Source organism: Arthrobacter sp. TmtSoilC77 (genome assembly GCF_059739415.1).
This window is the reverse complement of sequence record NZ_AP046050.1, coordinates 2,549,788-2,569,785: the sequence shown is the minus strand read 5'-3', so window position 1 is coordinate 2,569,785 and position 19,998 is coordinate 2,549,788. Positions and strand designations below refer to the sequence as shown.

The window sequence follows — 19,998 nt, the reverse complement described above, 5'->3', positions numbered from 1 at the left end:
TCCCAAGGCTGTAAAATCAGGTCAATGAGCTCCACCGATCTGACGCCTGAAGAGATCCAGGCCTGCCTCAAGGTTCTGACCACAATCCACGTCTATGACGAGGAGCACCCGGACTACGTCGCGGTCCGTCGTGCAACGGGCAAGATGTTCAAAGCAGTCAAGCGGCACCGCCGCGTCACCAAGCGGGACCTGATCGCGGAAGCCGACCGTGCAGTCATTGCCCTCACCGCAACAGCTGCGCCGGACCGCATCGATGATGAAACCCGCGGCAACAAGCTTGCTCCTTCAGCCACCGGCGAGGTCGCGGGCCATCTGATCCGCTCACGTCCCTGCTACATCTGCAAGCAGCACTACACCCAGGTGGATGCGTTCTACCACCAGCTATGCCCCGAGTGCGCTGCCTTCAGCCACAGCAAACGCGATGCCCGCACGGACCTGACCGGCCGCAATGCCCTGTTGACCGGTGGCCGCGCCAAGATCGGTATGTACATTGCGCTCCGGCTGCTCAGGGATGGCGCCCACACCACCATCACAACACGCTTCCCCAAAGACGCGGCACGTCGGTTTGCCGCGATGGAAGACAGCGCGGATTGGCTGCACCGCCTGAGGATCGTTGGCATCGACCTCCGTGATCCCGCCCAGGTGATGGCCCTGACGGACTCCCTGAACAAGGCCGGCCCGCTGGACATCATCATCAACAATGCCGCGCAAACGGTGCGACGCTCCGGCAACGCCTACAAACCCTTGGTTGACGCCGAGGACGAGCCCTTGCCGGCCGCATTGGACGCTGCCAACGGAGGCCCCGAACTGGTCACGTTCGGCCACGCCCATGACAAGCATCCACTGGCCCTGGCCAGCAGCGTCACCGAACATCCTGTCCTTGCCGGAGACGCCATCACTTCCCTGGCGCTCTCAACTGGTTCGGCGTCTTTGGCCCGGATCGAATCCGGAACGGCTATCGATGCCGGCGGGCTGGTCCCCGACCTCGCCACTATCAACAGCTGGACGCAGGTAGTGGACGAAGTGGATCCGCTCGAAATGCTCGAGGTGCAGCTATGCAACGTAACGGCTCCCTTCCTGCTGGTCAGCCGCTTGCGCGATGCCATGAAACGCTCAACGGCACGCCGAAAGTACATCGTGAACGTTTCGGCCATGGAAGGGCAGTTCTCCCGTGCCTACAAGGGTCCGGGACATCCTCACACCAACATGGCCAAAGCTGCCCTGAACATGATGACGCGCACCAGCGCCCAGGAGATGTTGGATTCCGATGGCATCCTCATGACCGCCGTGGACACCGGCTGGATCACGGATGAACGCCCGCATTACACCAAGGTGCGGCTCATGGAAGAAGGATTCCACGCGCCCTTGGACCTGGTGGACGGTGCTGCCCGCGTGTACGATCCCATCGTGATGGGCGAGAACGGCGAGGACCAGTACGGGGTATTCCTCAAGGACTACAAGCCCTCCCCCTGGTAAATCCAAAGTCGTCGAGTGTGCTTACAGATATGGCCCCCAAGTCCTTCCTGGGGGCCATATCTGTACACAGACTACTTACGCTAGGCGGGTGATCTCCACGGAAACGGATAGCCCCGAACCTCCGCCACCGGAAAGAATGCCTTTCAGCGGCGGAACATCCCGGTAGTCCCGGCCCCTCGCCACGGTCACGTGGTAGTCACCGGCAGGCTTATGGTTGGTGGGATCCCAGCTGCGCCATTCGCCGTCCCACCACTCCAGCCACGCGTGGGACTGCCCGGCAACCGTTTCGCCGATGTCAGCGGATGACCGCGGATGGATGTAGCCCGAAACGTAGCGCGCTGGTATGCCGCGGCTACGCAAGGCGCCAATGGCCAAATGCGCAAGGTCCTGGCACACACCCTGGCGTTGCGTCCACGCCTGTTCGGCATTCGTCGTTACACCTGTGGTGCCCTTCATGTACGTCATCTCGCCGGCCATCCACGAAAAGATGGCCAACGCCGCCTCATGGGGGTTTTTGCCGTCCACCACGCCTGGAATGATGCCGAGGACTTCCTCACCCGGGCCGCTCAACCGGGACTGGGGCAGCCAATCGCTGAATTCGTCCTGGATCTTTTCCGAGGCGATAACGTCCCAGCCCACGATGTCGTCCTCGGACGCCACACGTTCGGTCCGGTGCACTTCCACTGTGGCCGTGGCAAGGACCTCAAGGCTCTCGTGGGGCATCTGCATATCGAAGGCAGTGACGCGCGTGCCCCAGTAGTCGCGGTAGGTGCTGACCGAGGCCTGATTGGGTGAAACCTTCAGCGAGGATTCCAGGACCACCTGCTGGCCGTCGGTCAATGGAGTCATCCGCGCCTCGTTGTAGGACAACGTCACGCGTCGGTTGTATTTGTAGGCCGTCTTGTGGACGATGCTAAGCCGGGTCATGAAACTTCTCCCACCCAGGCGTGCTCATCAGCCTGATTGAAGTACTTACGGGAAATCGCGTCCGAAGCCTGGGTTACAGCCTTCTGCACACGTTCCATATGCTCCGGCAATTCGGACATCAGGTCATCCGTCCTGTGGAACTCAAGGAACGTTCTGGCCTGCCCAACAATCCGACGGGCATCGTTGATGAAGCCGACCCGCTGTGCTGAAGGATCCAGCTTTGCCAGGCACTCGTCCGCGTCGCGCAGGGCATAGACGATCGAGCGGGGGAACAACCGGTCCAGAAGCAGGAACTCGGCCGCGTGCTGGTCGCCAAATGCGGCCCTACGGGTCCGGATGAAGGACTCGTACGCGCCAGCACACCGCAGCATGTTCACCCAGGACATTCCCGCGGACTGCACATCCCGCGTGGACAACATGCGTGCTGTCATGTCCGCACGTTCAAGCGAACGCCCGAGAACCATGAACAGCCAGCTCTCATCATGGCTGACGGTGGTATCCGCCAGTCCGCGCACCATGGCGGTCCTCTCAAGGACCCAATTGCAGAAACGGTAGGTTCCCACGACGTCCTTGCGATGCTGGCTCAGGCCGTAATAGGTGGTGTTGAGGCTTTCCCAGAGTGACTGCGAGACGGTCTCCCGGGCCCTGCGGGCGTTCTCGCGGGCGGCGCCAAGCGAGCCGGCAATGGAGGACGCGCTCTGCTTGTCATAGGCAAGTGCATGCAGCAGCTCGGGCAGGCCGAAGTCTTCGCTTTGAGGTTTCGCACCCATGACGGCGAGGAGTTCGCGGGCCACACTGCGTTGCTCTTCAAGGGGCAGGTGGTTCAAGCGCTCCAGGTGTACGTCCAGGATCCTGGCAGTGCCGTCGGCGCGCTCTACATAGCGTCCGATCCAGAAAAGTGACTCGGCAATACGGCTCAGCATGAAACTGCGCCTCCTTCGCGTGGTGCTTGTCGAAGTTCAGGGGTCAATTCAACGGTGGTCCAGAGCCGGTTCACTGCTGCTGCTCCGTCTGGCGGTCCCGCCAATTGCTTTCCACGGGCCACACGGAAACCTGCTCGCGGACCGTCACGGACTGGCGCGGAATGATCTCAGCAGGCATTTGTGGCGAATTGGCCAACACCCAGGTGTCCTTGGAGCCGCCGCCCTGGCTGGAATTCACAATCAGGGAACCTTCCTTGAGTGCTACCCGGGTCAGGCCGCCGGGAAGGACCCAGACGTCGTCGCCGTCGTTGACTGCAAAGGGGCGGAGGTCCACGTGCCGCGGGCCGAATTTGTCTCCGGAGAGCGTGGGCACCGTGGAGAGTTGAAGGACGGGCTGTGCGATCCAGCCACGAGGATCTGCAATCACGCGCTTCCGCAAAGCGTCAAGCTCATCCTTGGAGGCGTCGGGACCGATAACCAGGCCCTTGCCGCCTGAACCGTCGACCGGCTTGACCACCAGTTCCTCCAAGCGGTCCAGAACATGTTCCCTGGCTTCCTTTTCCTCGAGCCGGAAAGTGTCGACGTTGGCAATGATCGGCTCTTCGTGAAGGTAGTACCGGATCAGGTCAGGCACGTAACTGTACACGAGCTTGTCATCGGCTACGCCGTTGCCCACCGCGTTGGCGATGGTTACGCCTCCAGCACGGGCGGCGTTGACCAGGCCAGGGCAACCGAGCATGGAATCGGAACGGAACTGCAGGGGATCCAGGAAGTCGTCGTCGATGCGCTTGTAGATGACATCCACGCGCTGTTCGCCGGCTGTGGTCCGCATATACACACGGTTACCGCGGCAGATCAGGTCCCGGCCTTCCACCAGTTCCACGCCCATGAGTCCGGCAAGGAGGGTGTGCTCAAAATATGCGCTGTTGAAAACGCCCGGTGTCAGGACCACAACCGTGGGATCGTCGACGCCGGCCGGTGCGGTCTTGCGCAGCGCTGAGAGGAGCCTGCGGGGGTACTCTTCCACCGGCCGAATGTGCTGCTGGCCGAATGCCTCGGGCAGGCCCTTGGCCATGGCGCGGCGGTTCTCCAGTACATAGCTCACGCCGGAGGGCACGCGGACATTGTCCTCGAGGACACGGAAGGTGCCTTCCGCATCACGAACGACGTCGATGCCGGAGACGTGGACTCGGACGCCGCCGGACGGTTCGAAGCCGTGAACGGCACGGTGGAAATGGGCGCTTGTGGTGACAAGTTGCCGGGGAATGACGCCGTCAGCCACCACGGCCATCCGGCCGTATACATCGTTGAGGAACGCTTCAAGGGCTTTGACCCGCTGTGCCACGCCGCGCTCAAGGACATCCCACTCGTCAGCGGGGATAACGCGCGGGACGATGTCCAGCGGGAACGGCCGCTCCTCCCCCGCGTAGTCGAACGTCACGCCGCGGTCCAGGAACGTGCGTGCCATGGAGTCGGCGCGGGCGGTGACATCGGCCAGGGAAAGCTCGCGCAGTGCACCGGCAACCTGACCGTAGGATTTTCTGGCGACGTGGCCGGGGGCGAACATCTCGTCGTAGGCGCCGCTGCGCGCAGCGGCCTCGGAATAATCCTGAAATAGGTCAGACATGGGAATTAGACAATCACCTTTTTGAGTCAAGCGCATTTCGCACTGATTGTGTCGCGGTTTCCGGAGGCTCCCGGTTCGCCTTTCGGTGCCCCATCCGGCAGGGTTGAGGCATGCCCTTGAACAGTCTTGCGCCCCACCTGTCCCGGCTGGGGCCGGGGCTGGTCCTGAGTATTGCCGCAACGGGGGTTGCCTTCACCGTCCACGCGGTGTTTCCGGCATTGGGGGTTATTCCCGTCATGACGCTCGCTGTCGCACTGGGCCTGCTCTCTGCAAATATACCGGGCACTGCTGTCTGGGCGGCGGGGCGCGCCCGGCCGGGCCTGGACTTCGCCGGGAAGCACCTGATGCGTGCAGGGATCGTCCTGCTTGGACTCAAGGTCAGCATGGGCGATGTCCTCGGGTTGGGGTGGTTGTCACTGCTTCTGATTGCAGCCGTGGTGTTGCTGAGTTTCGCGGGGACCTATGGACTCGCCAAGATCCTCCGCCTTCCTGACGAGGCGGCACTCCTGATCGCCACCGGATTCTCCATATGCGGTGCGTCGGCCATCGGTGCCATGGCAGCGGTAAGGCGGGTCAAGCACCAGGACACCGTACTTCCGGTGGCGCTGGTGACCTTGTGCGGCACCCTGGCGATTGGGGTGCTCCCCCTCCTCATGCACCCCTTGGGTTTGAACCCGGAACAATTCGGAGCGTGGACCGGTGCGTCCGTGCATGATGTCGGCCAAGTGGTTGCCACGGCCCAGACTGCGGGGACAGCGGCGCTGGCTGTCGCCGTCGTCGTCAAATTGACGCGCGTGGTCCTCTTGGCGCCGATCGCCGCGGCAGCAGGGCTGCACCAGCGGGTGATGCACGTACGGCGGCGGGCGAACACTGAATCAGGCCAATCAGGAAAGCACGACGGCGATGGCCGGTTTCCGCCGATTGTCCCTCTGTTTGTCCTCGGCTTCATCGCGATGGTGGGCGTTCGCACCTTGGGTTGGGCGCCCCCGGCAGTTCTGGAAGCCGCCGCCGGAGTGCAGGACATCCTGCTCGCGACCGCCCTGTTTGGGCTCGGTTCCGCGGTGCGTGTACGCACTCTCGTTAATACCGGGGGGCGTGCCGTTGCTGTGGCGCTGGGATCGTGGCTGCTGATCGCAACGCTGGGCCTGGGCGCCGTATGGATCATGATTAGATAGCTGTGTGTCGAATCACAATCTCTCGCGCGACGAAGCCGCAACACGTTCAGCCCTGATCACCACCCATAGCTACGACGTCACCCTCGATGTCCGCGACGCGGCAGATCCCGCAATCGCCGGCTACCCGAGCACCAGCACCATCAGGTTTTCTGCCAATCCCGGCTCAGCTACTTTCCTGGATTTCATCAGCGGCGGAGTGAAGTCCGTGATGCTGAACGGCAAGGTCCTGGACGTTGACCGGGTGGTGGACCGGGACAGGATCATCCTGGAGGACCTGGCCGCCGAAAACACGGTCACCGTTACAGGAACCGCGCTCTACAGCCGCTCCGGAGAGGGCATGCACCGTTTCGTCGACCCAGCCGATGGCCAGTGCTATCTCTACACCCAGTACGAACCGGCCGACAGCCGCCGCGTCTTCGCCAACTTTGAGCAGCCCGACCTCAAAGCCGAATTCACTTTCCACGTGATCGCTCCGGCAGGCTGGGAAGTTGCATCCAATGGCGTAGAGACCGCCCGAACGCCCCTGGCGGATGATGCCGCAGCCTGGAACTGGGATTTTGCCACCACCAAGCGGATGTCCACCTACATCACCACAATCCTCGCCGGGCCCTACTTCAAGGCCACTGACCGTTGGGGAGCAACGCTCGACGACGGCAGCCGCCTTGACGTCCCACTGGCCCTCTACTGCCGGGCGTCTTTGGCAGAGTCGTTCGATGCCGATGAACTCTTCCGGCTGACCAAGAGCGGGCTGGCGTTCTTCAACGAACTTTTCGACTACCCCTATCCTTGGGGCAAATACGATCAGGCCTTCGTGCCCGAGTACAACCTCGGCGCCATGGAAAACCCGGGGCTGGTGACGTTCACCGAGAAGTACGTCTACGCTTCCCGGGCAACAGACGCCCAGTACCAGGCGCGCGCCAACACACTGATGCACGAGATGGCCCACATGTGGTTCGGTGACCTCGTCACCATGACCTGGTGGGACGACCTCTGGCTGAAGGAATCCTTTGCCGACTACATGGGGACACTTGGCGTGGACCGGGCCACTGACTGGGATACGGCATGGGTGAACTTCGCCAGCAAACGCAAAGCCTGGGCCTATGTACAGGACCAGCTGCCTACCACACACCCCATTGTTGCCGACATTCCGGACCTCGAAGCGGCCAAGCAGAACTTTGATGGAATCACGTATGCCAAAGGGGCCGCTGTTCTGAAGCAGCTGGTGTCCTACGTAGGCTTTGACGACTTTATCGCCGGGTCCCGCCAGTATTTCCGGGACCACGGGTTCGGCAACACCTCGCTACAGGACCTTCTGCACGCGCTCACCGTCGCGTCGGGAAGGGACCTTGCCGGCTGGGCGCGCCAGTGGCTGCAGACATCAGGCATTTCCACCATCACGGCAGACATTGTGGATGACAACGGGATCATGGGCGCCGTGACGCTCCAACAGGATGCGACCGACCCCCTGACGGGCAAGCAGGAGTTGCGGCCCCACCGACTCCGGCTGGGCCTGTACGACCCCGATTCCTCCGGCCACCTCGTCCGGAGCGAGAGCATCGAGCTGGACGTCTCTGGCCCGAGCACGTTGGTGGCCGAACTTGCAGGGAAGCCCCGGCCCGCCCTGTTGCTGGTCAACGATGAGGACCTCAGCTACGCGAAGGTGCGTCTGGACGCCCTTTCGGAGCACACAGTCCGGAGTTCCCTGGGCACCATCCAGGACCCCATGGCACGTGCGCTGTGCTGGACCGCACTATGGGATTCGGCTCGGGACGGCGCTACGCCAGCGGTGCGGTACGTTACCGCCGTCGAACAGTTCGCACCCACCGAAACCGGCATCGGCGTCCTCCTGAACGTGCTGGGCAATGCAGCCACGGCTATTGAACGTTATGTCCCCGCTGTCATGCGGGATGGCGTGCGTAAGGACTTTCTGGCGGTCGCCGCGGCCCAATTGCAGTCCGCCGCCCCTGGATCCGACCAGCAGCTTGCCTGGGCCAGAACCCTGGCCGATGTTTCCAGGCACGGCGACAGCGAACTTCCCCTGCTGCGGGCCGTCCTGGAAGGCGCCACGGTCATTGACGGCCTGGCCGTCGACGCTGAACTGCGCTGGAGTTTCTGGCAGGCCCTTGCGGCCCACGGACAAGCGACGCAGCGCGAGCTGGATGCCGAACGTGAGGCGGACAAGACGGCCTCCGGCCGGGAAGGCCATGCAGTAGCCTCCTCGGCCCGTCCTGACGTCTCCGTAAAGGCGGCAGCATGGGACGCAGCCGTCAACACTAGCGGGCTGTCCAACGAGATCCTCAGCGCAACAATCACGGGTTTCACCATTGCGCCCGGAGAGCTCCTGCAGCCATACATTGAGCCCTACTTCGAATGCCTGGAACGTGTCTGGGCTGAGCGCAGTATCGAAATTGCAGGCAGGATCGTCAGGGGCCTCTACCCCGGCGCCCAGGATTTGGCGGCCGGAATGGAGCCGGTCGCCCATCCAGTGCTGGTGACGACCGACCGATGGCTGCATGAGCATACCGAAGCACCCCGTGCTTTGCGCCGCATCATCATCGAACAGCGCAGCCACCTGCTGCGGGCGCTGACCGCACAGGCAGCCGGGTAAGGAAACCTGCCTAAGGAACCCTGCTTAAGGAACCCGGTTCAACCACTCCTCCGTGCCGAACTTCGTTTCCACCCGCTTCCTGGCTTGCGAAAGTTCATCGTCTGAGAGGCGGGATTCAACTGCGCCGTAGCGTTCCACAAAAACTTCCTGCATGGCCTCAATGATGGCGGCGCGGGCCAAGCCGGTCTGACGGCGCAACGGGTCCACCCGTTTTTTGGCGCTGCGCGTGCCCTTGTCTGAGAGCTTTTCCTTGCCGATGCGCAGGACCTCCACCATCTTGTCGGCGTCGATGTCATAGCTCATGGTCACGTGGTGCAGCATCCCTCCGTTGGCCAGCCGTTTCTGGGCCGCACCCCCGATCTTGCCCTGCTCGGTGGCGATGTCATTGAGGGGAACGTAGAAAGCCGTGATGCCAAGCTTCTCCAGCGCCGCCATGACCCATGCATCAAGGAAGGCGTAGGAATCAGCGAAACTGATGCCATCCACCAACGTCTGCGGTACGTAAAGGGAGTAGGTGATGCAGTTGCCTGCTTCCATGAACATTGCACCGCCACCACTGATACGGCGAACCACCGTGATGCCATGCCTGGACACGCCCTCAGGATCGACCTCGTTCCGGACGGACTGGAAACTCCCGATGACCACTGAAGGTTCTTCCCAGTCCCAGAACCGCAGGGTGGGATTTCTACGGCCTGCTCCCACCGCCTCGGTGAGTACTTCGTCCAGTGCCACGTTGACGTGGGTGGGCAGGACCGACGGCGGTATAACTTCCCATTGGTGGTCGGACCAGCCCGTGGCTTTGGACAGCGCACGGCGGACAGTCACGGCAACCGCCTCTGCAGAGAATCCAAACAGTACAGACTCTGGGGGCAACCCTTGTGAAACAGCCGCAGCGATGTCTGCAGCCGGGGTCGTCACGGGCAGGCCAGTCAGAGCGGCATTGATGTCCTGCAGGGCTTCGTCGGGCTCCAGGAAGAAGTCCCCGCTCAGTGAAACGTTGGCCAGCCGGCCATCCCGGACATCCAGGTCCACCACCACGAGTTTGCCCCCCGGAACTTTATACTCCCCGTGAAGGCGGGCGACGCCGTCGTTGTTGTCGTGAATGTCGTTAGGGTGTTCTTCGGGTGCGGGCTGGGACGTCATGCGTTCCATCTTGCCGGAAAACGAAAAGGCCCGCACTGCCGGAAGTTCCAGCGATGCGGGCCTTCGAAAAGCCTTGGGGTGAAGTGGTTACTTCGAGCCGCCGAAGCCCTTGAAGCGAGCGTTGAAGCGCTCGACGCGGCCAGCGGAGTCCATGATGCGCTGCTTGCCCGTGTAGAACGGGTGGGACTCCGAAGAGATTTCGACGTCGATAACCGGGTAGGTGTTTCCGTCTTCCCATTCGATGGTCTTCGAGGAAGACACGGTCGACTTGGTCAGGAACTTCGTGCCGGAAGCTAGGTCGTTGAAAACAACAGCTTCGTACTTCGGGTGGATATCAGACTTCATAATGGGACCTTTTGTTCACGCAACTGGATTTTGCCAGCTGCCAGGTATGAATGGAGGTGGTCCGCCTGCTGCAGGTAGAAATTTCAGCGGCCGGGCCAACAATCAATCATAGCCGAAACCAGCCGGGTGCACGAACCAGCCTCAGTCCTGCGGGCGAAGCCGGGTTTGGGTATGTTGCGGGCAGCGTGTTCGCCACGATCAATGGCGTCTTCGGTCAATTCCATGGCGGCAACAGTGAAGCCCTTTCCCCTGCGCAGATGGCCGGGTTTACTGTAAGTGCATGCGCGGGCGCATCGAAGCCGACTATCTGGTGGTCGGCGCCGGGACAGCGGGGATGGTCTTCACCGACCGGATCCTCGCGCATTCGGATGCAACGGTCGCGATCGTAGATCGTCGGCACGCGCCCGGGGGACACTGGCAGGACGCATATCCGTTCGTTCGGCTGCACCAGCCCGCGAACCTCTATGGCGTGGAATCCGTGCCATTCGGAGCCAGCAGGCGCGACGTCAGTGGCACGAACGCAGGCATGTACGAACTGGCCGGCCCGAGCGAGATCTGTGCGCATTTCGAAGAGGCGATGACGCGGGTCTTCCTGCCGAGCGGCCGTGTAATGTACCTGCCCGAGTGCGAGTTCGTTGACGAGGATCGGATCGTCTCCCGCCTGGACGGCCGCACCGTGCCCGTCACCGTGCGCCGCCGCGTGGTGGATGCCAGGTATCTCGAGGGGCGCATCCCCGCCACCTCCGCCCCGCCGTTCGCCGTTGCCGATGGAGTCCGCTGCATCCCAACCGGTGGGCTCGCCCGACTCGCCCACCCGGCCGGACGCTTCACCGTGATCGGCGCAGGAAAGACCGCCCTCGACACATGCGTGTGGCTTCTTGAGCGGGGTGTGGATCCCGCCGACCTCACGTGGATCAAGCCGCGCGAGGGCTGGTGGCCGAATAGACGCTACCTGCAGCCGCACGATCTGGTCGTCGACCAGTACGTCGCGAACGCTGCACAGATCGAGGCCATGGCCCAAGCAACGACGGTTGACGATCTCTTCGCACGGCTCGACGAACAGGGAATCCTGCTACGGGTTGATCCCTCGGTGCCACCCACGATGTTCCACGGCGCGATCGTCGGAGAAGCCGAGATCGCCCTCCTCCGGCAAATCGAGGATGTCGTCCGACTCGGCCACGTGCGTAGTGTCGAGCGCGACCGCATCATCCTCGACGACGGCGTCATCCCTACGACACGCGAAACGCTGCACGTCCACTGCGCGGCGACGGGGCTCGTCCGGCCTCCACTTCGTCCGATCTTCGAACCTGGCCGCATCACGCTTCAGCCGATGTTCTGGGGCACCGTCTCGTTCCAGTACGCGATGCTTGGCGTCGTCGAAGCCGAACTCCACGACGACGACCAGAAGAACAAGCTGTGCCGCCCGCTGCACCTCTGGGATCGGAATGTCGACTTCCTCATCGCCTACGCCGCGCTGATGGCGAACTCCCGGGCACGCGGCCAGCATCCGGCCGTGTCCGCATGGTCGCGCACGAGCCGGCTGTATCCTTTCGCCGAGCTGCAGCGTTATGCCGACGACCCACGCATCCCCGAGGCTCAGGAGCGCAGCCGGGCCCATGCCGCCGGAGCGCTCTCCAACCTCCCCCGCCTCATCGCATCGGCGTGACCCGGCCATCGTCGGGCCGCGATCGCTGGGGGGCCACTACTTCGTCGCGTAGAACGCCACAGCGGATGCCGCGGCAACATTCAGCGAATCGACGCCGTTCATCATCGGAATTGTTACGCGCGCGTCGAGCACTTGGTCGGTCTCAGGCTTCAATCCCTCACCCTCGGTGCCGAAGACCAGCGCGAGGTTCGGATGGTCCTGGGCGACCAGTTCATCGAGTGTTATGGCCCCTTCGCCAAGCGACATGCCGGCAACGAAGTAACCTGCATCCTTAAGGACTCCAAGGTCTCCAGGCCACGACTCGATCCGCGTCCACGGCACCTGGAACACGGTGCCCATCGACACCCGGATGGAGCGTCGGTACAGCGGGTCGGCGCACTGGGGCGAGACCAGTACAGCGTCGACACCGATGGCTGCCGCGCTGCGGAAGATCGCCCCTACGTTCGTATGGTCGGTTAGGTTTTCAAGGACCGCGATCCTCGATCGTCCTCGAAGAGGAGCGGTTTCGTCCCCTTGCACTTTGGAACCACCGACGTCGGGGTGGTCCACGCTGTCTTCCAGCACGGCAACCCGGCGCGCATCCGCCAGCAGCTGCGAGAGCGGCACAGGTGCCGGACGGTGCATGGCTGCCATCGCTCCGCGGTGCAGATGGAAACCCGTGATTTCTTGCAGCAGCCTGGCTTTGCCAACGAACACCGGGACGTCGGGATAAGCCTGGAAGACGTCGTCGAGGTCTTCCAGCCACTTCTCCGCCAGGAAGAACGAGCGTGGCTGATGACCTGCTGCCAATGCACGGCGGAGGACCTTGGAGGATTCGGCAATGTACATGCCTTCCTCCGGCTCGCGAACCTTGCGAAGGTGCACATCCGTCAGCGTGGTGTAGTCGGTCACGCGGGGATCATCGGCGGACTCAAGATAGTGAAACGTCACCGGCCGATTATTTCAGCAGATTGGCGATCATAAAGCCAAGGGCCACGATCCCAAGCGTAAAGATGACCGCCCTCAAGACGCGTGGCGAAAGCTTGCGGCCAACCTTGGATCCGACCAGGCCGCCAATGGTTGAACTCACGCCGATCAGCAGGACCACGAGCCAGTTGATTCGATCGAAGGCGAAGATCAGGTAGGACACAGCAGCCACCATGTTGACGCCGAGCACCAGGATGTTCTTCATGGCGTTGGCGTTCTGCATGGTCCCTGTGAGGAACACGCCCAATATTGCTACAAGCAAAATCCCTTGAGCCGCTACGAAGTAGCCGCCGTAAACGCCGGCGAGGTAAACCAGGACCACGAGGAGGACTCCGTGGCTCCGGTCCCTGAGGGCATGTTCCGGATTTTGTTCACGGTTTCGCACCGAGGCTTGGAGACGAGGCTGGAACATCACCATCAGCAGCGCCAGTACCAGCAGGACGGGGGCCACAAAGTGGAAGACTTTGTCCGGCAGATGAAGCAGCAGCCAAGCCCCCGTGATACCGCCCAGCAGAGAGGCCGGAAGCAGCTTCATCAACTGCCTGCCGCGGCCCGCGAGTTCGCGGCGATACCCCCAGGCTCCGGCGGCAGTGCCAGCCACCAGGCCCATGGCATTGCTCATGGAGGCAACCACCGGAGTCACGCCCAGCGCGATGAGCACAGGAAAAGTCACGAGGGTGCCGGAGCCGACCACCGCATTGATGGTGCCGGCCCACAAGCCCGCGAAAAAGATCAGGATGCTGCTAAGAATCTCCACCGTCGACTACTGGCCCGCCTGGCGGCGGGCGGTTGCCGTGTAACGCCCGGCGTTTTCCGTGACGTCCAGGGCCAGGCCGAAAGTGTTGCTCAAGTGCTCGTCCGTGAGTACGTCCTTAATGGCACCGGCTGCCACTACTCCACCTTCGCGCAGCAGCATGGCGTGGGTGAATCCCGGGGGAACTTCCTCAAGGTGGTGGGTCACCAGGACCATCGCCGGAGCTGCCTCGTCCTTGGCAAGTTCACCGAGTTTGTGCACGAGCTCTTCGCGCCCCCCAAGATCGAGTCCGGCGGCCGGTTCATCCAGGAGCAGGAGTTCGGGATCGGTCATGAGTGCCCGCGCGATCTGCACCCGCTTCCGCTCACCTTCGGAAAGCGTGGCAAACGTGCGGTTGAGCAGCGGGCCCATCCCCCAGTCATTCAGGAGGCCAAAGGCACGACGCTCGTCATCGCGTTCGTATCCTTCACGCCAGCGGCCGGTGACGCCGTAGGCCGCAGTCACTACGACGTTGAGGACGTTCTCGTGTTCCGGGATCTGGGTAGCCAGCGCGGCCGAGGAAAGGCCGATGCGGGGGCGCAGTTCAAAGACGTCAACCCGGCCCAGGGTTTCGTCAAGGATCCCTGCCCTTCCGCTGGACGGGTGCATGCGGGCTGCAGCAATCTGGAGAAGCGTCGTTTTGCCTGCGCCGTTGGGGCCAAGAATGACCCAGCGTTCGCCTTCGTTGACCTGCCAGTCAACCTTGTCCAGCAGGGTCTTCTTGCCTCGGACAACGCTGACGGAAGCCAATTCCAGAACATCACTCATAGCAGTAGACACTAGGACAAAAATACAGATGACTGATAACCGGGCATACGTGCTGGCTGCTGCGGAGAAACGAATTCGGGTGGAGGTAGCACGCTCAGTAGGATTGGGACCATGACTTCGAACTTGGCTGCGGTCAGCTATGGCGTGAATTTGTCCCCTGAATCGCTTGATAACGTGCGCAAAGTGCTGGCTGATGCCGGCGCCGAAGTGTCATCGGAATCACAATCCGGGGACCACCGCTTTGGTGTTCACACGGCCGGTCTCGCCGTTGATGCCATCACGCCCGAAGCCCTGACAACTATTCGACGGCGGGTGGCTGAGGCCGCGGATGCCGGAGTAGATACTGCGATCGTTCCGGAGGACCTTCGCCAGGCGCCAAGGAAGCTCCTCATCATGGATGTGGATTCCACGCTGATCCAACAGGAAGTCATTGAGTTGCTTGCCGCTTATGCAGGCAAGCGCGACGAAGTTGCAGCCGTAACCGAAGCAGCCATGCGTGGGGAACTTGATTTCGCACAGAGCCTCTACGCCCGCGTTGAGGTCCTCGCAGGGCTGCCGGCCGCCGTCGTCGATTCTGTACGTGCGGAGGTGCGCCTCAGCCTTGGCGCAGCAGAACTGGTGGCTGCCTTCAAGGAGGCGGGCCACGCGGTGGCTGTGGTTTCCGGTGGCTTTAACCAGATCCTCGGGCCCATAGCCGAAGAACTCGGCTTGGATTACTGGATTGCCAACGAGCTGGAAATCGTCAATGGCGCTTTGACGGGCAGGGTGCTGGGCGACGTCATCGACCGCGCAGCGAAGGAGAAGTACCTGCGCAAGTGGGCAGCTGCCGAGGGAATCGACCTTCAGCACACCATCGCAGTGGGCGACGGCGCCAACGACCTCGACATGCTGGGAGCGGCCGGAATTGGCGTTGCCTTTAACGCCAAACCGGCCGTCCGTGCAGTGGCAGACGCCGTCATCAACATGCCCTACCTTGATGCGGTGCGGCACATCGCCAACGTCTGAACCGCCTAGCTGTTGCTACCTGCCCTGCGGTTGCGGACAAACAGCAGGCCGGCACCAATGACGAGGAGAGCGCCGGCTCCATAAAGCAGACCGGTTCCCGCTCCTCCCGTCAGAGGCAGCTCGAACCCGGCGTTGGACGGCATGTTCTTCACGCTCAGGTCAACGCCGACGGTTGTGGTTGTGGAGTTGATCAGGAAGGACAAAGGTTCGGCAAGCAGCTCGTAGCCCGCCGGCGCCGTGGTCTCCACCAGGTAGTAGGTGCGGTAGTCCAGGTCCCCAGGGGCAACGGCCGCACCGTTGGCCCAGTCCGAGTAGCGCAGCCCTGAAATGGTCAAGGTTCCATCGCCGCCAACGGTGAAGACAGTCTGGCCGTCAATCTCCACGGGGTTGGTGCCTGCGTTGGCATCGGCCTCATTGGTGTAGACCGAGAAAGAAGCGCCGGCCAGGGCGGCAGCATTTTCGTCTACCTTCTGCAACGTCATCCCGCCCCACTTGGTAACGACAGGCGGCGTTACCACCGGGCCGCCGGGCTGGCCGGGGGTGATGCTGAAGCTCGCAGCGTTCGGGTAGGCAAGTGCGACGTTTTCAATTTCACCTATGGTGTTGACCTTGGTGCTCACAACTATCTGCACACGGGTATCGGTGCGGGCGGCCAGGAAGGCACGGCCGTCATCGGTGAAGACCACCGAGACAGTGTTGGTTGTGGCATCGAAGCTCACAACATAATCGGCACCTTCCGCAAGTGCGGTCCCATCCTCCAGCAAGGCGGTGGCACCAACATACGTCAGTTTGGTGTCGAGCTGATCCACCACTTTGTAACCGTCGATCACGGCCTCGTTGGGGATATCAGCGGTGATCGTCCAATCGACCTGATCGCCGAGCTTGACGTCGGGAGCATCAGTGACCGTTTTCTCCGCACCGGAGACGGAGTTCTTCGGGTACACGTCGACGTCGTAGATCCAGTTGTCAAGGTTATCCGGATCAGTTGTCGGCACCGAGATAAGGAACGGAGCCGATGGCGTGACACCGGCCGGATAGTTCGTCTCGGTCACTAGATACAGGCCTATGGGCAGGTCGGCAAAGACGGCAGTGCCGTCGGCAGCAGTGACCTGCGCCTGGCTGGCACCCAGGGTGTATCCAGCGCCAGTAATGGAACCGGAGGGGTCGGACGGCACAAAGACATTGCTAAGGTTGTGTGCCGCGTCCCAGCCTGCATTGCTGGATAGGTCAATCGTATTGACCTGCTGGATCGTAAATTCAATACCAGGCAAGGGCGTCAGGCCCGTGGTGTCAGGAACGGCGCGGGAAAAGTTATTGCCTCCCCCGCCGTGGCCGCTGCCATTGCCACCCCCGCCGTGGCCACCGCCGCCACTGCCACCAGGGATGGGCTTCTCGAACTTGTGAACGGTGATGGAACCGGTCTGGTCACTATTGATCACCGGGGCTGCCGAGGCTGGCGCGACGGAGAGTGACACAGACAGCACTGCCCCTGCCAAGGCGGCAGTGGCGGCTCGCCAATGTCGTGAGGCGCGTTGATTGATCACACTTTTCCCCTTCGATTGATGGTGCCCAGGACACTTGGCCGAGGGCCTCCACCATTCGAGTAGCGCTGGCACGGTGTTCATGTTGCGGATTCCACAACCTTTCAGCGAAACGATTTGCGCTTTCAGGACACTCATCAGATGTGGCGCTTGCCGGTTGGCGCACGTCGCCTTGCCGATCCGAAGGAGATGCGTTGCTGGAGCATGAAACCCTGTGCAAGTCTGTTGTTTCGGCTGACCCTGACGGTGTGCTGAGGAAGCACTTCACGTCCTGGTGTGCGCGGTTCAAGATCTTTCCAACAGAATCCGGCTTCGCCACCGAAACCGGCCACATCGTGTACCCGGCCCATGGGGTGGTCGAGGCAGATGGAACTGTCTGGCTGTCTACCTTGGCATCCTTTGATCATTCGGGGATCCGCGGGCGCGTGGAGAATCATCCGGGTTTTCGGAGCATGCTCGCACATGCGTCGCGAACGCCTGACAGGGCACCTGACGGAATAGCCCTGTTGATTGGGCACACGCCCTATCAAGTGATCTTCCAAAACACGGTGGAGGCCGGTGGGGACCACATTATTAACGTTGCCTTCATTAATCGAAAGGCGATGAACATAAACGCCCCTGAAACTCATGAACGTATTTCGTGACGCCAACTTCGGAATAATTTATGCGATCGTCACTAACTGGTTCACTTGTTGAGACAGTGCATTCCAGTGTGTTCCCAATGTGTAAAGTTGGAAACTCCAAGACGGAGCCGTGATGCATTAGGCAGCCGGGGATCAATACCAGCAGGGGCAGACAATGAATCGTTCGAGGCACGCACGGAGATGGTGGAAACGTCAGGAAAAGTCCGTATCTGCTGAACTGCATGCCAACGAGGATGAATCACTTCCCAATGCGCCGGTGTACCAAGAGATCCGGGCGGACTACTTCACACATTTCGGTGATAATAAAAAAGAAAAGGAAGAACAAAATATGAGCACGCTTGACGAATCCATAAAGCAGTTGCTGTCCATCGAGGGCGCAACGGGCGCGGCCGTCGTGGACTACTCCAGCGGAATGGCTTTGGCCCAGGGAGGAAACCCTGGCTTTGACCTGGGTGTGGCAGCTGCCGGCAACTCAAATGTTGTCAGCGCAAAACTCCGCACCATGGCTGACCTCAACGTGGACAGTGATATCGAAGATATCCTCATCACCCTCGGTTCGCAGTACCACCTGATCAACGTCCTGAACGCAGGCGGTTCCAAGGGCCTGTTTGTCTACTTGGTGCTGGATCGAACGTACGCAAACCTTGCGCTGGCGCGCCACAAGCTCAGCAGCCTGGCCAAGGGAATTACCGTCTGATCTTCCCTGGAACAGTGAAAGGGGCGGCCGCGCATTCGCGGTCGCCCCTTTCGGTTCGTGTCAGGAAGAGAGGGCCGTCAACTCTTCACCCGGCGGGCTTCCCCACTGCCGGAAGTGAACTTCTCGCCCAGCATATGGTGCACCAGGGCGTCTTCGTTGGTATTGGCATTGGCCTCGATGGCCACCATTTCGCCGTTGCGCATCACGCCAATCCGATGGCACCAGCTGACCAGTTCCGACAAATCCGACGACAAGAGGATGATCGCAACCCCCGTGCGGCTGAGCTCCTGGAGCATCCTGTACACCGTTTCTTTGGCCCCAACATCTATGCCGCGGCTGGGGTGGCTAAGAATCAACACATCGCAGTCACTGGTCATCCATTTGGCAAGCTGCACCTTTTGGCGATCGCCGCCCGAAAGAGTGGTGATGGCGCCATGAATGTTCGTCGTGTTGATGCGCATGCGGCGAACCAGTTCGATCACGCCACGAAGCTGGGTGATCTCATCCTGCAAATTCGCGCCGGCAGCATCGTCAGTACGCTGGAGGCCTTCAACGATTCCGCTTGCCGATTCCAGGGTGTCTGCGGTGTCTGACAAGTAACCGATCTTCAAACGCAGTGCATCCTGCAGCCCCTGGATCTGTACAGGTTTCCCTTGTATGAAAATCTGGCCCGAGGTACTCGGGTGGATACCTACCAGCGCTTCGAGCAATTGATAAATGCCTGAGCGATGTGTTCCGGCCAGGCCGAAAATCTCACCCTTGGACACGCTGAAGGAAATATCGCGGATACTGTCTTCGACAGTGAGTTCCACCACCCGAATGGCCTCATCTCCGGGTGCCGGATCCGTGGGCCTGGAGTTGTTGGCCAGCTCGTGCTGAAGCAAGAGGAAGGCGAGCTCGTCGACGTCGGTCCGGCTGGCTTCCAGGATTTTGTGGACCCTGCCATCCCGCATGACGGCGATGCGGTGGGCTATGGACCGGACCTCATCAAGGCGGTGGGTGATGTAGATGATGGCACGTCCCTGCCCGACCAGCATCCGCAGGACTTGATGCAGGACGGCGACGTCATGATCCGGCAGCGACGCAGCAACCTCGTCCATGATCACGAGTTGGGCTTCCTCGGCAACCATTCTCAGAACTTCCACGAGGGTCTGCTCGGCACGAATCAAAGTGCCCACCTTCACGTCGGGATCCAAGGTGATTCCGATGTCCTGAATGAGTTTGATTGCTTGACCCCGGAGTTCATCATGGGATCGATTGGCTTGAAACGTTCCCCGGAAAATTGCCTCGGCGACGGTCAGGTCAGAGTCGAGCCGGAAGTTCTGCGGGATGAGGCCTACGCCGCAAGCCTGGGCTTCCTCCATCGAATCCGGTCCATATTTCTCGCCAGCCAGCGTGATGTGCCCGCCATCGTGCTTATGGGATCCGGCCAATACGCCCATGAGGGTGGTTTTGCCGGCGCCGTTGGTTCCGATTAATCCCAGGATCTCGCCGCGGTGGAGTGAAAGTCCAACACCTTTGAGGATGCGTCTTTGATCGTAGGACGCGTGAATATCATCAGCATGCAGTAACAGGTCCAAAGATGCTCCTAGTTCACAGTAGTGGGTTCGACCCTGGACACTGCCATAAAGTTCCTGCCTTGGCCTAATACAGTTTGCTTACCTTAGGGACGATGACGCCTTGGAGATTCAATC

The 19,998-nt window shown here is 61.4% G+C and carries 17 protein-coding genes; 7 read left to right on the top strand and 10 right to left on the bottom strand.

Features of this window, described 5'->3' with window-relative positions; translation table 11 throughout:
- Positions 1-24 precede the first annotated feature (24 nt).
- Positions 25-1,476: an SDR family NAD(P)-dependent oxidoreductase gene (locus tag AC6I99_RS11800; RefSeq protein ID WP_224090299.1), complete on the top strand. Its 1,452-nt coding sequence runs from the start codon at positions 25-27 to the stop codon at positions 1,474-1,476.
- A 75-nt stretch (positions 1,477-1,551) separates the two neighbouring features.
- Here the strand turns inward: AC6I99_RS11800 and AC6I99_RS11795 are convergent, their stop codons facing one another.
- From AC6I99_RS11795 to AC6I99_RS11785, 3 genes are all read right to left on the bottom strand, one after another.
- Complete coding sequence (locus tag AC6I99_RS11795; protein ID WP_224164385.1) at positions 1,552-2,403, bottom strand: transglutaminase family protein; 852 nt, start codon at positions 2,401-2,403, stop codon at positions 1,552-1,554.
- Positions 2,400-3,326 carry an alpha-E domain-containing protein gene (locus tag AC6I99_RS11790; protein ID WP_216925742.1) on the bottom strand — a complete coding sequence of 309 codons (927 nt, stop codon included), beginning with the start codon at positions 3,324-3,326 and terminating at the stop codon, positions 2,400-2,402. The genes AC6I99_RS11795 and AC6I99_RS11790 overlap by 4 nt, the downstream gene beginning before the upstream one ends.
- A gap of 70 nt (positions 3,327-3,396) precedes the next feature.
- Positions 3,397-4,953: a circularly permuted type 2 ATP-grasp protein gene (locus tag AC6I99_RS11785; RefSeq protein ID WP_223946004.1), complete on the bottom strand. Its 1,557-nt coding sequence runs from the start codon at positions 4,951-4,953 to the stop codon at positions 3,397-3,399.
- Positions 4,954-5,063: 110 nt separating this feature from the next.
- Between AC6I99_RS11785 and AC6I99_RS11780 the strand changes: the two genes are divergently transcribed.
- Positions 5,064-6,128, top strand: coding sequence for a YeiH family protein (locus AC6I99_RS11780; protein ID WP_497945042.1), 1,065 nt, complete (start codon positions 5,064-5,066; stop codon positions 6,126-6,128).
- A 4-nt stretch (positions 6,129-6,132) separates the two neighbouring features.
- The gene (gene pepN / locus AC6I99_RS11775; protein ID WP_497945043.1) at positions 6,133-8,736 is read left to right on the top strand and encodes an aminopeptidase N; all 2,604 of its coding nucleotides are present in this window, start codon (positions 6,133-6,135) and stop codon (positions 8,734-8,736) included.
- Between the two features lie 24 nt (positions 8,737-8,760).
- Here pepN and lplAB read toward each other — a convergent pair whose 3' ends face one another.
- Both lplAB and AC6I99_RS11765 read right to left on the bottom strand, forming a co-directional pair.
- Positions 8,761-9,879, bottom strand: a complete 1,119-nt coding sequence (lplAB, locus tag AC6I99_RS11770; protein WP_497945044.1) for a lipoate-protein ligase LplAB — start codon at positions 9,877-9,879, stop codon at positions 8,761-8,763.
- Positions 9,880-9,966: 87 nt separating this feature from the next.
- Positions 9,967-10,224: a type B 50S ribosomal protein L31 gene (locus AC6I99_RS11765; RefSeq protein ID WP_223932840.1), complete on the bottom strand. Its 258-nt coding sequence runs from the start codon at positions 10,222-10,224 to the stop codon at positions 9,967-9,969.
- Positions 10,225-10,504: 280 nt separating this feature from the next.
- Here AC6I99_RS11765 and AC6I99_RS11760 point away from each other — a divergent pair, with 280 nt between their 5' ends.
- Positions 10,505-11,890: an NAD(P)-binding protein gene (locus AC6I99_RS11760; protein WP_497945045.1), complete on the top strand. Its 1,386-nt coding sequence runs from the start codon at positions 10,505-10,507 to the stop codon at positions 11,888-11,890.
- A 36-nt stretch (positions 11,891-11,926) separates the two neighbouring features.
- Here AC6I99_RS11760 and AC6I99_RS11755 read toward each other — a convergent pair whose 3' ends face one another.
- Genes AC6I99_RS11755 through AC6I99_RS11745 form a run of 3 tightly spaced genes read right to left on the bottom strand, consistent with a single transcriptional unit; the run spans position 11,927 to position 14,417 of the window.
- Positions 11,927-12,820 (bottom strand): TrmH family RNA methyltransferase, encoded by an 894-nt coding sequence (locus AC6I99_RS11755; RefSeq protein WP_497960999.1) that lies wholly within the window; start codon positions 12,818-12,820, stop codon positions 11,927-11,929.
- A gap of 7 nt (positions 12,821-12,827) precedes the next feature.
- Positions 12,828-13,613 carry a sulfite exporter TauE/SafE family protein gene (locus AC6I99_RS11750; protein WP_497960998.1) on the bottom strand — a complete coding sequence of 262 codons (786 nt, stop codon included), beginning with the start codon at positions 13,611-13,613 and terminating at the stop codon, positions 12,828-12,830.
- Positions 13,614-13,619: 6 nt separating this feature from the next.
- Complete coding sequence (locus AC6I99_RS11745; RefSeq protein WP_497960997.1) at positions 13,620-14,417, bottom strand: ABC transporter ATP-binding protein; 798 nt, start codon at positions 14,415-14,417, stop codon at positions 13,620-13,622.
- Positions 14,418-14,528: 111 nt separating this feature from the next.
- Between AC6I99_RS11745 and serB the strand changes: the two genes are divergently transcribed.
- On the top strand, positions 14,529-15,422 hold the full coding sequence (gene serB, locus AC6I99_RS11740; RefSeq protein ID WP_497960996.1) for a phosphoserine phosphatase SerB: 894 nt from the start codon (positions 14,529-14,531) through the stop codon (positions 15,420-15,422).
- Between the two features lie 5 nt (positions 15,423-15,427).
- Here the strand turns inward: serB and AC6I99_RS11735 are convergent, their stop codons facing one another.
- Entirely contained in the window at positions 15,428-16,966 is a 1,539-nt protein-coding gene (locus AC6I99_RS11735) for a SpaH/EbpB family LPXTG-anchored major pilin (protein ID WP_497960995.1), read from the bottom strand.
- A 191-nt stretch (positions 16,967-17,157) separates the two neighbouring features.
- On the opposite strand from AC6I99_RS11735, the gene AC6I99_RS11730 reads away from it, so the two are divergent.
- Both AC6I99_RS11730 and AC6I99_RS11725 read left to right on the top strand, forming a co-directional pair.
- Complete coding sequence (locus tag AC6I99_RS11730) at positions 17,158-17,607, top strand: hypothetical protein (protein WP_497945048.1); 450 nt, start codon at positions 17,158-17,160, stop codon at positions 17,605-17,607.
- Positions 17,608-17,935: 328 nt separating this feature from the next.
- Positions 17,936-18,304 (top strand): hypothetical protein, encoded by a 369-nt coding sequence (locus AC6I99_RS11725; RefSeq protein WP_497945049.1) that lies wholly within the window; start codon positions 17,936-17,938, stop codon positions 18,302-18,304.
- A 77-nt stretch (positions 18,305-18,381) separates the two neighbouring features.
- On the opposite strand, the gene AC6I99_RS11720 is transcribed toward AC6I99_RS11725, so the two are convergent.
- Positions 18,382-19,884, bottom strand: coding sequence for a sugar ABC transporter ATP-binding protein (locus AC6I99_RS11720; protein ID WP_497945050.1), 1,503 nt, complete (start codon positions 19,882-19,884; stop codon positions 18,382-18,384).
- Between the last annotated feature and the right edge of the window lie 114 nt (positions 19,885-19,998).

Coding starts and splice junctions, on each gene's coding strand:
- AC6I99_RS11800 (WP_224090299.1), top strand. CDS start 25: ATGAGCTCCACCGATCTGACGCCTGAAGAGATCCAGGCCTGCCTCAAG.
- AC6I99_RS11795 (WP_224164385.1), bottom strand. CDS start 2,403: ATGACCCGGCTTAGCATCGTCCACAAGACGGCCTACAAATACAACCGA.
- AC6I99_RS11790 (WP_216925742.1), bottom strand. CDS start 3,326: ATGCTGAGCCGTATTGCCGAGTCACTTTTCTGGATCGGACGCTATGTA.
- AC6I99_RS11785 (WP_223946004.1), bottom strand. CDS start 4,953: ATGTCTGACCTATTTCAGGATTATTCCGAGGCCGCTGCGCGCAGCGGC.
- AC6I99_RS11780 (WP_497945042.1), top strand. CDS start 5,064: ATGCCCTTGAACAGTCTTGCGCCCCACCTGTCCCGGCTGGGGCCGGGG.
- lplAB (WP_497945044.1), bottom strand. CDS start 9,879: ATGACGTCCCAGCCCGCACCCGAAGAACACCCTAACGACATTCACGAC.
- AC6I99_RS11765 (WP_223932840.1), bottom strand. CDS start 10,224: ATGAAGTCTGATATCCACCCGAAGTACGAAGCTGTTGTTTTCAACGAC.
- AC6I99_RS11760 (WP_497945045.1), top strand. CDS start 10,505: ATGCGCGGGCGCATCGAAGCCGACTATCTGGTGGTCGGCGCCGGGACA.
- AC6I99_RS11745 (WP_497960997.1), bottom strand. CDS start 14,417: ATGAGTGATGTTCTGGAATTGGCTTCCGTCAGCGTTGTCCGAGGCAAG.
- serB (WP_497960996.1), top strand. CDS start 14,529: ATGACTTCGAACTTGGCTGCGGTCAGCTATGGCGTGAATTTGTCCCCT.
- AC6I99_RS11725 (WP_497945049.1), top strand. CDS start 17,936: ATGAGCACGCTTGACGAATCCATAAAGCAGTTGCTGTCCATCGAGGGC.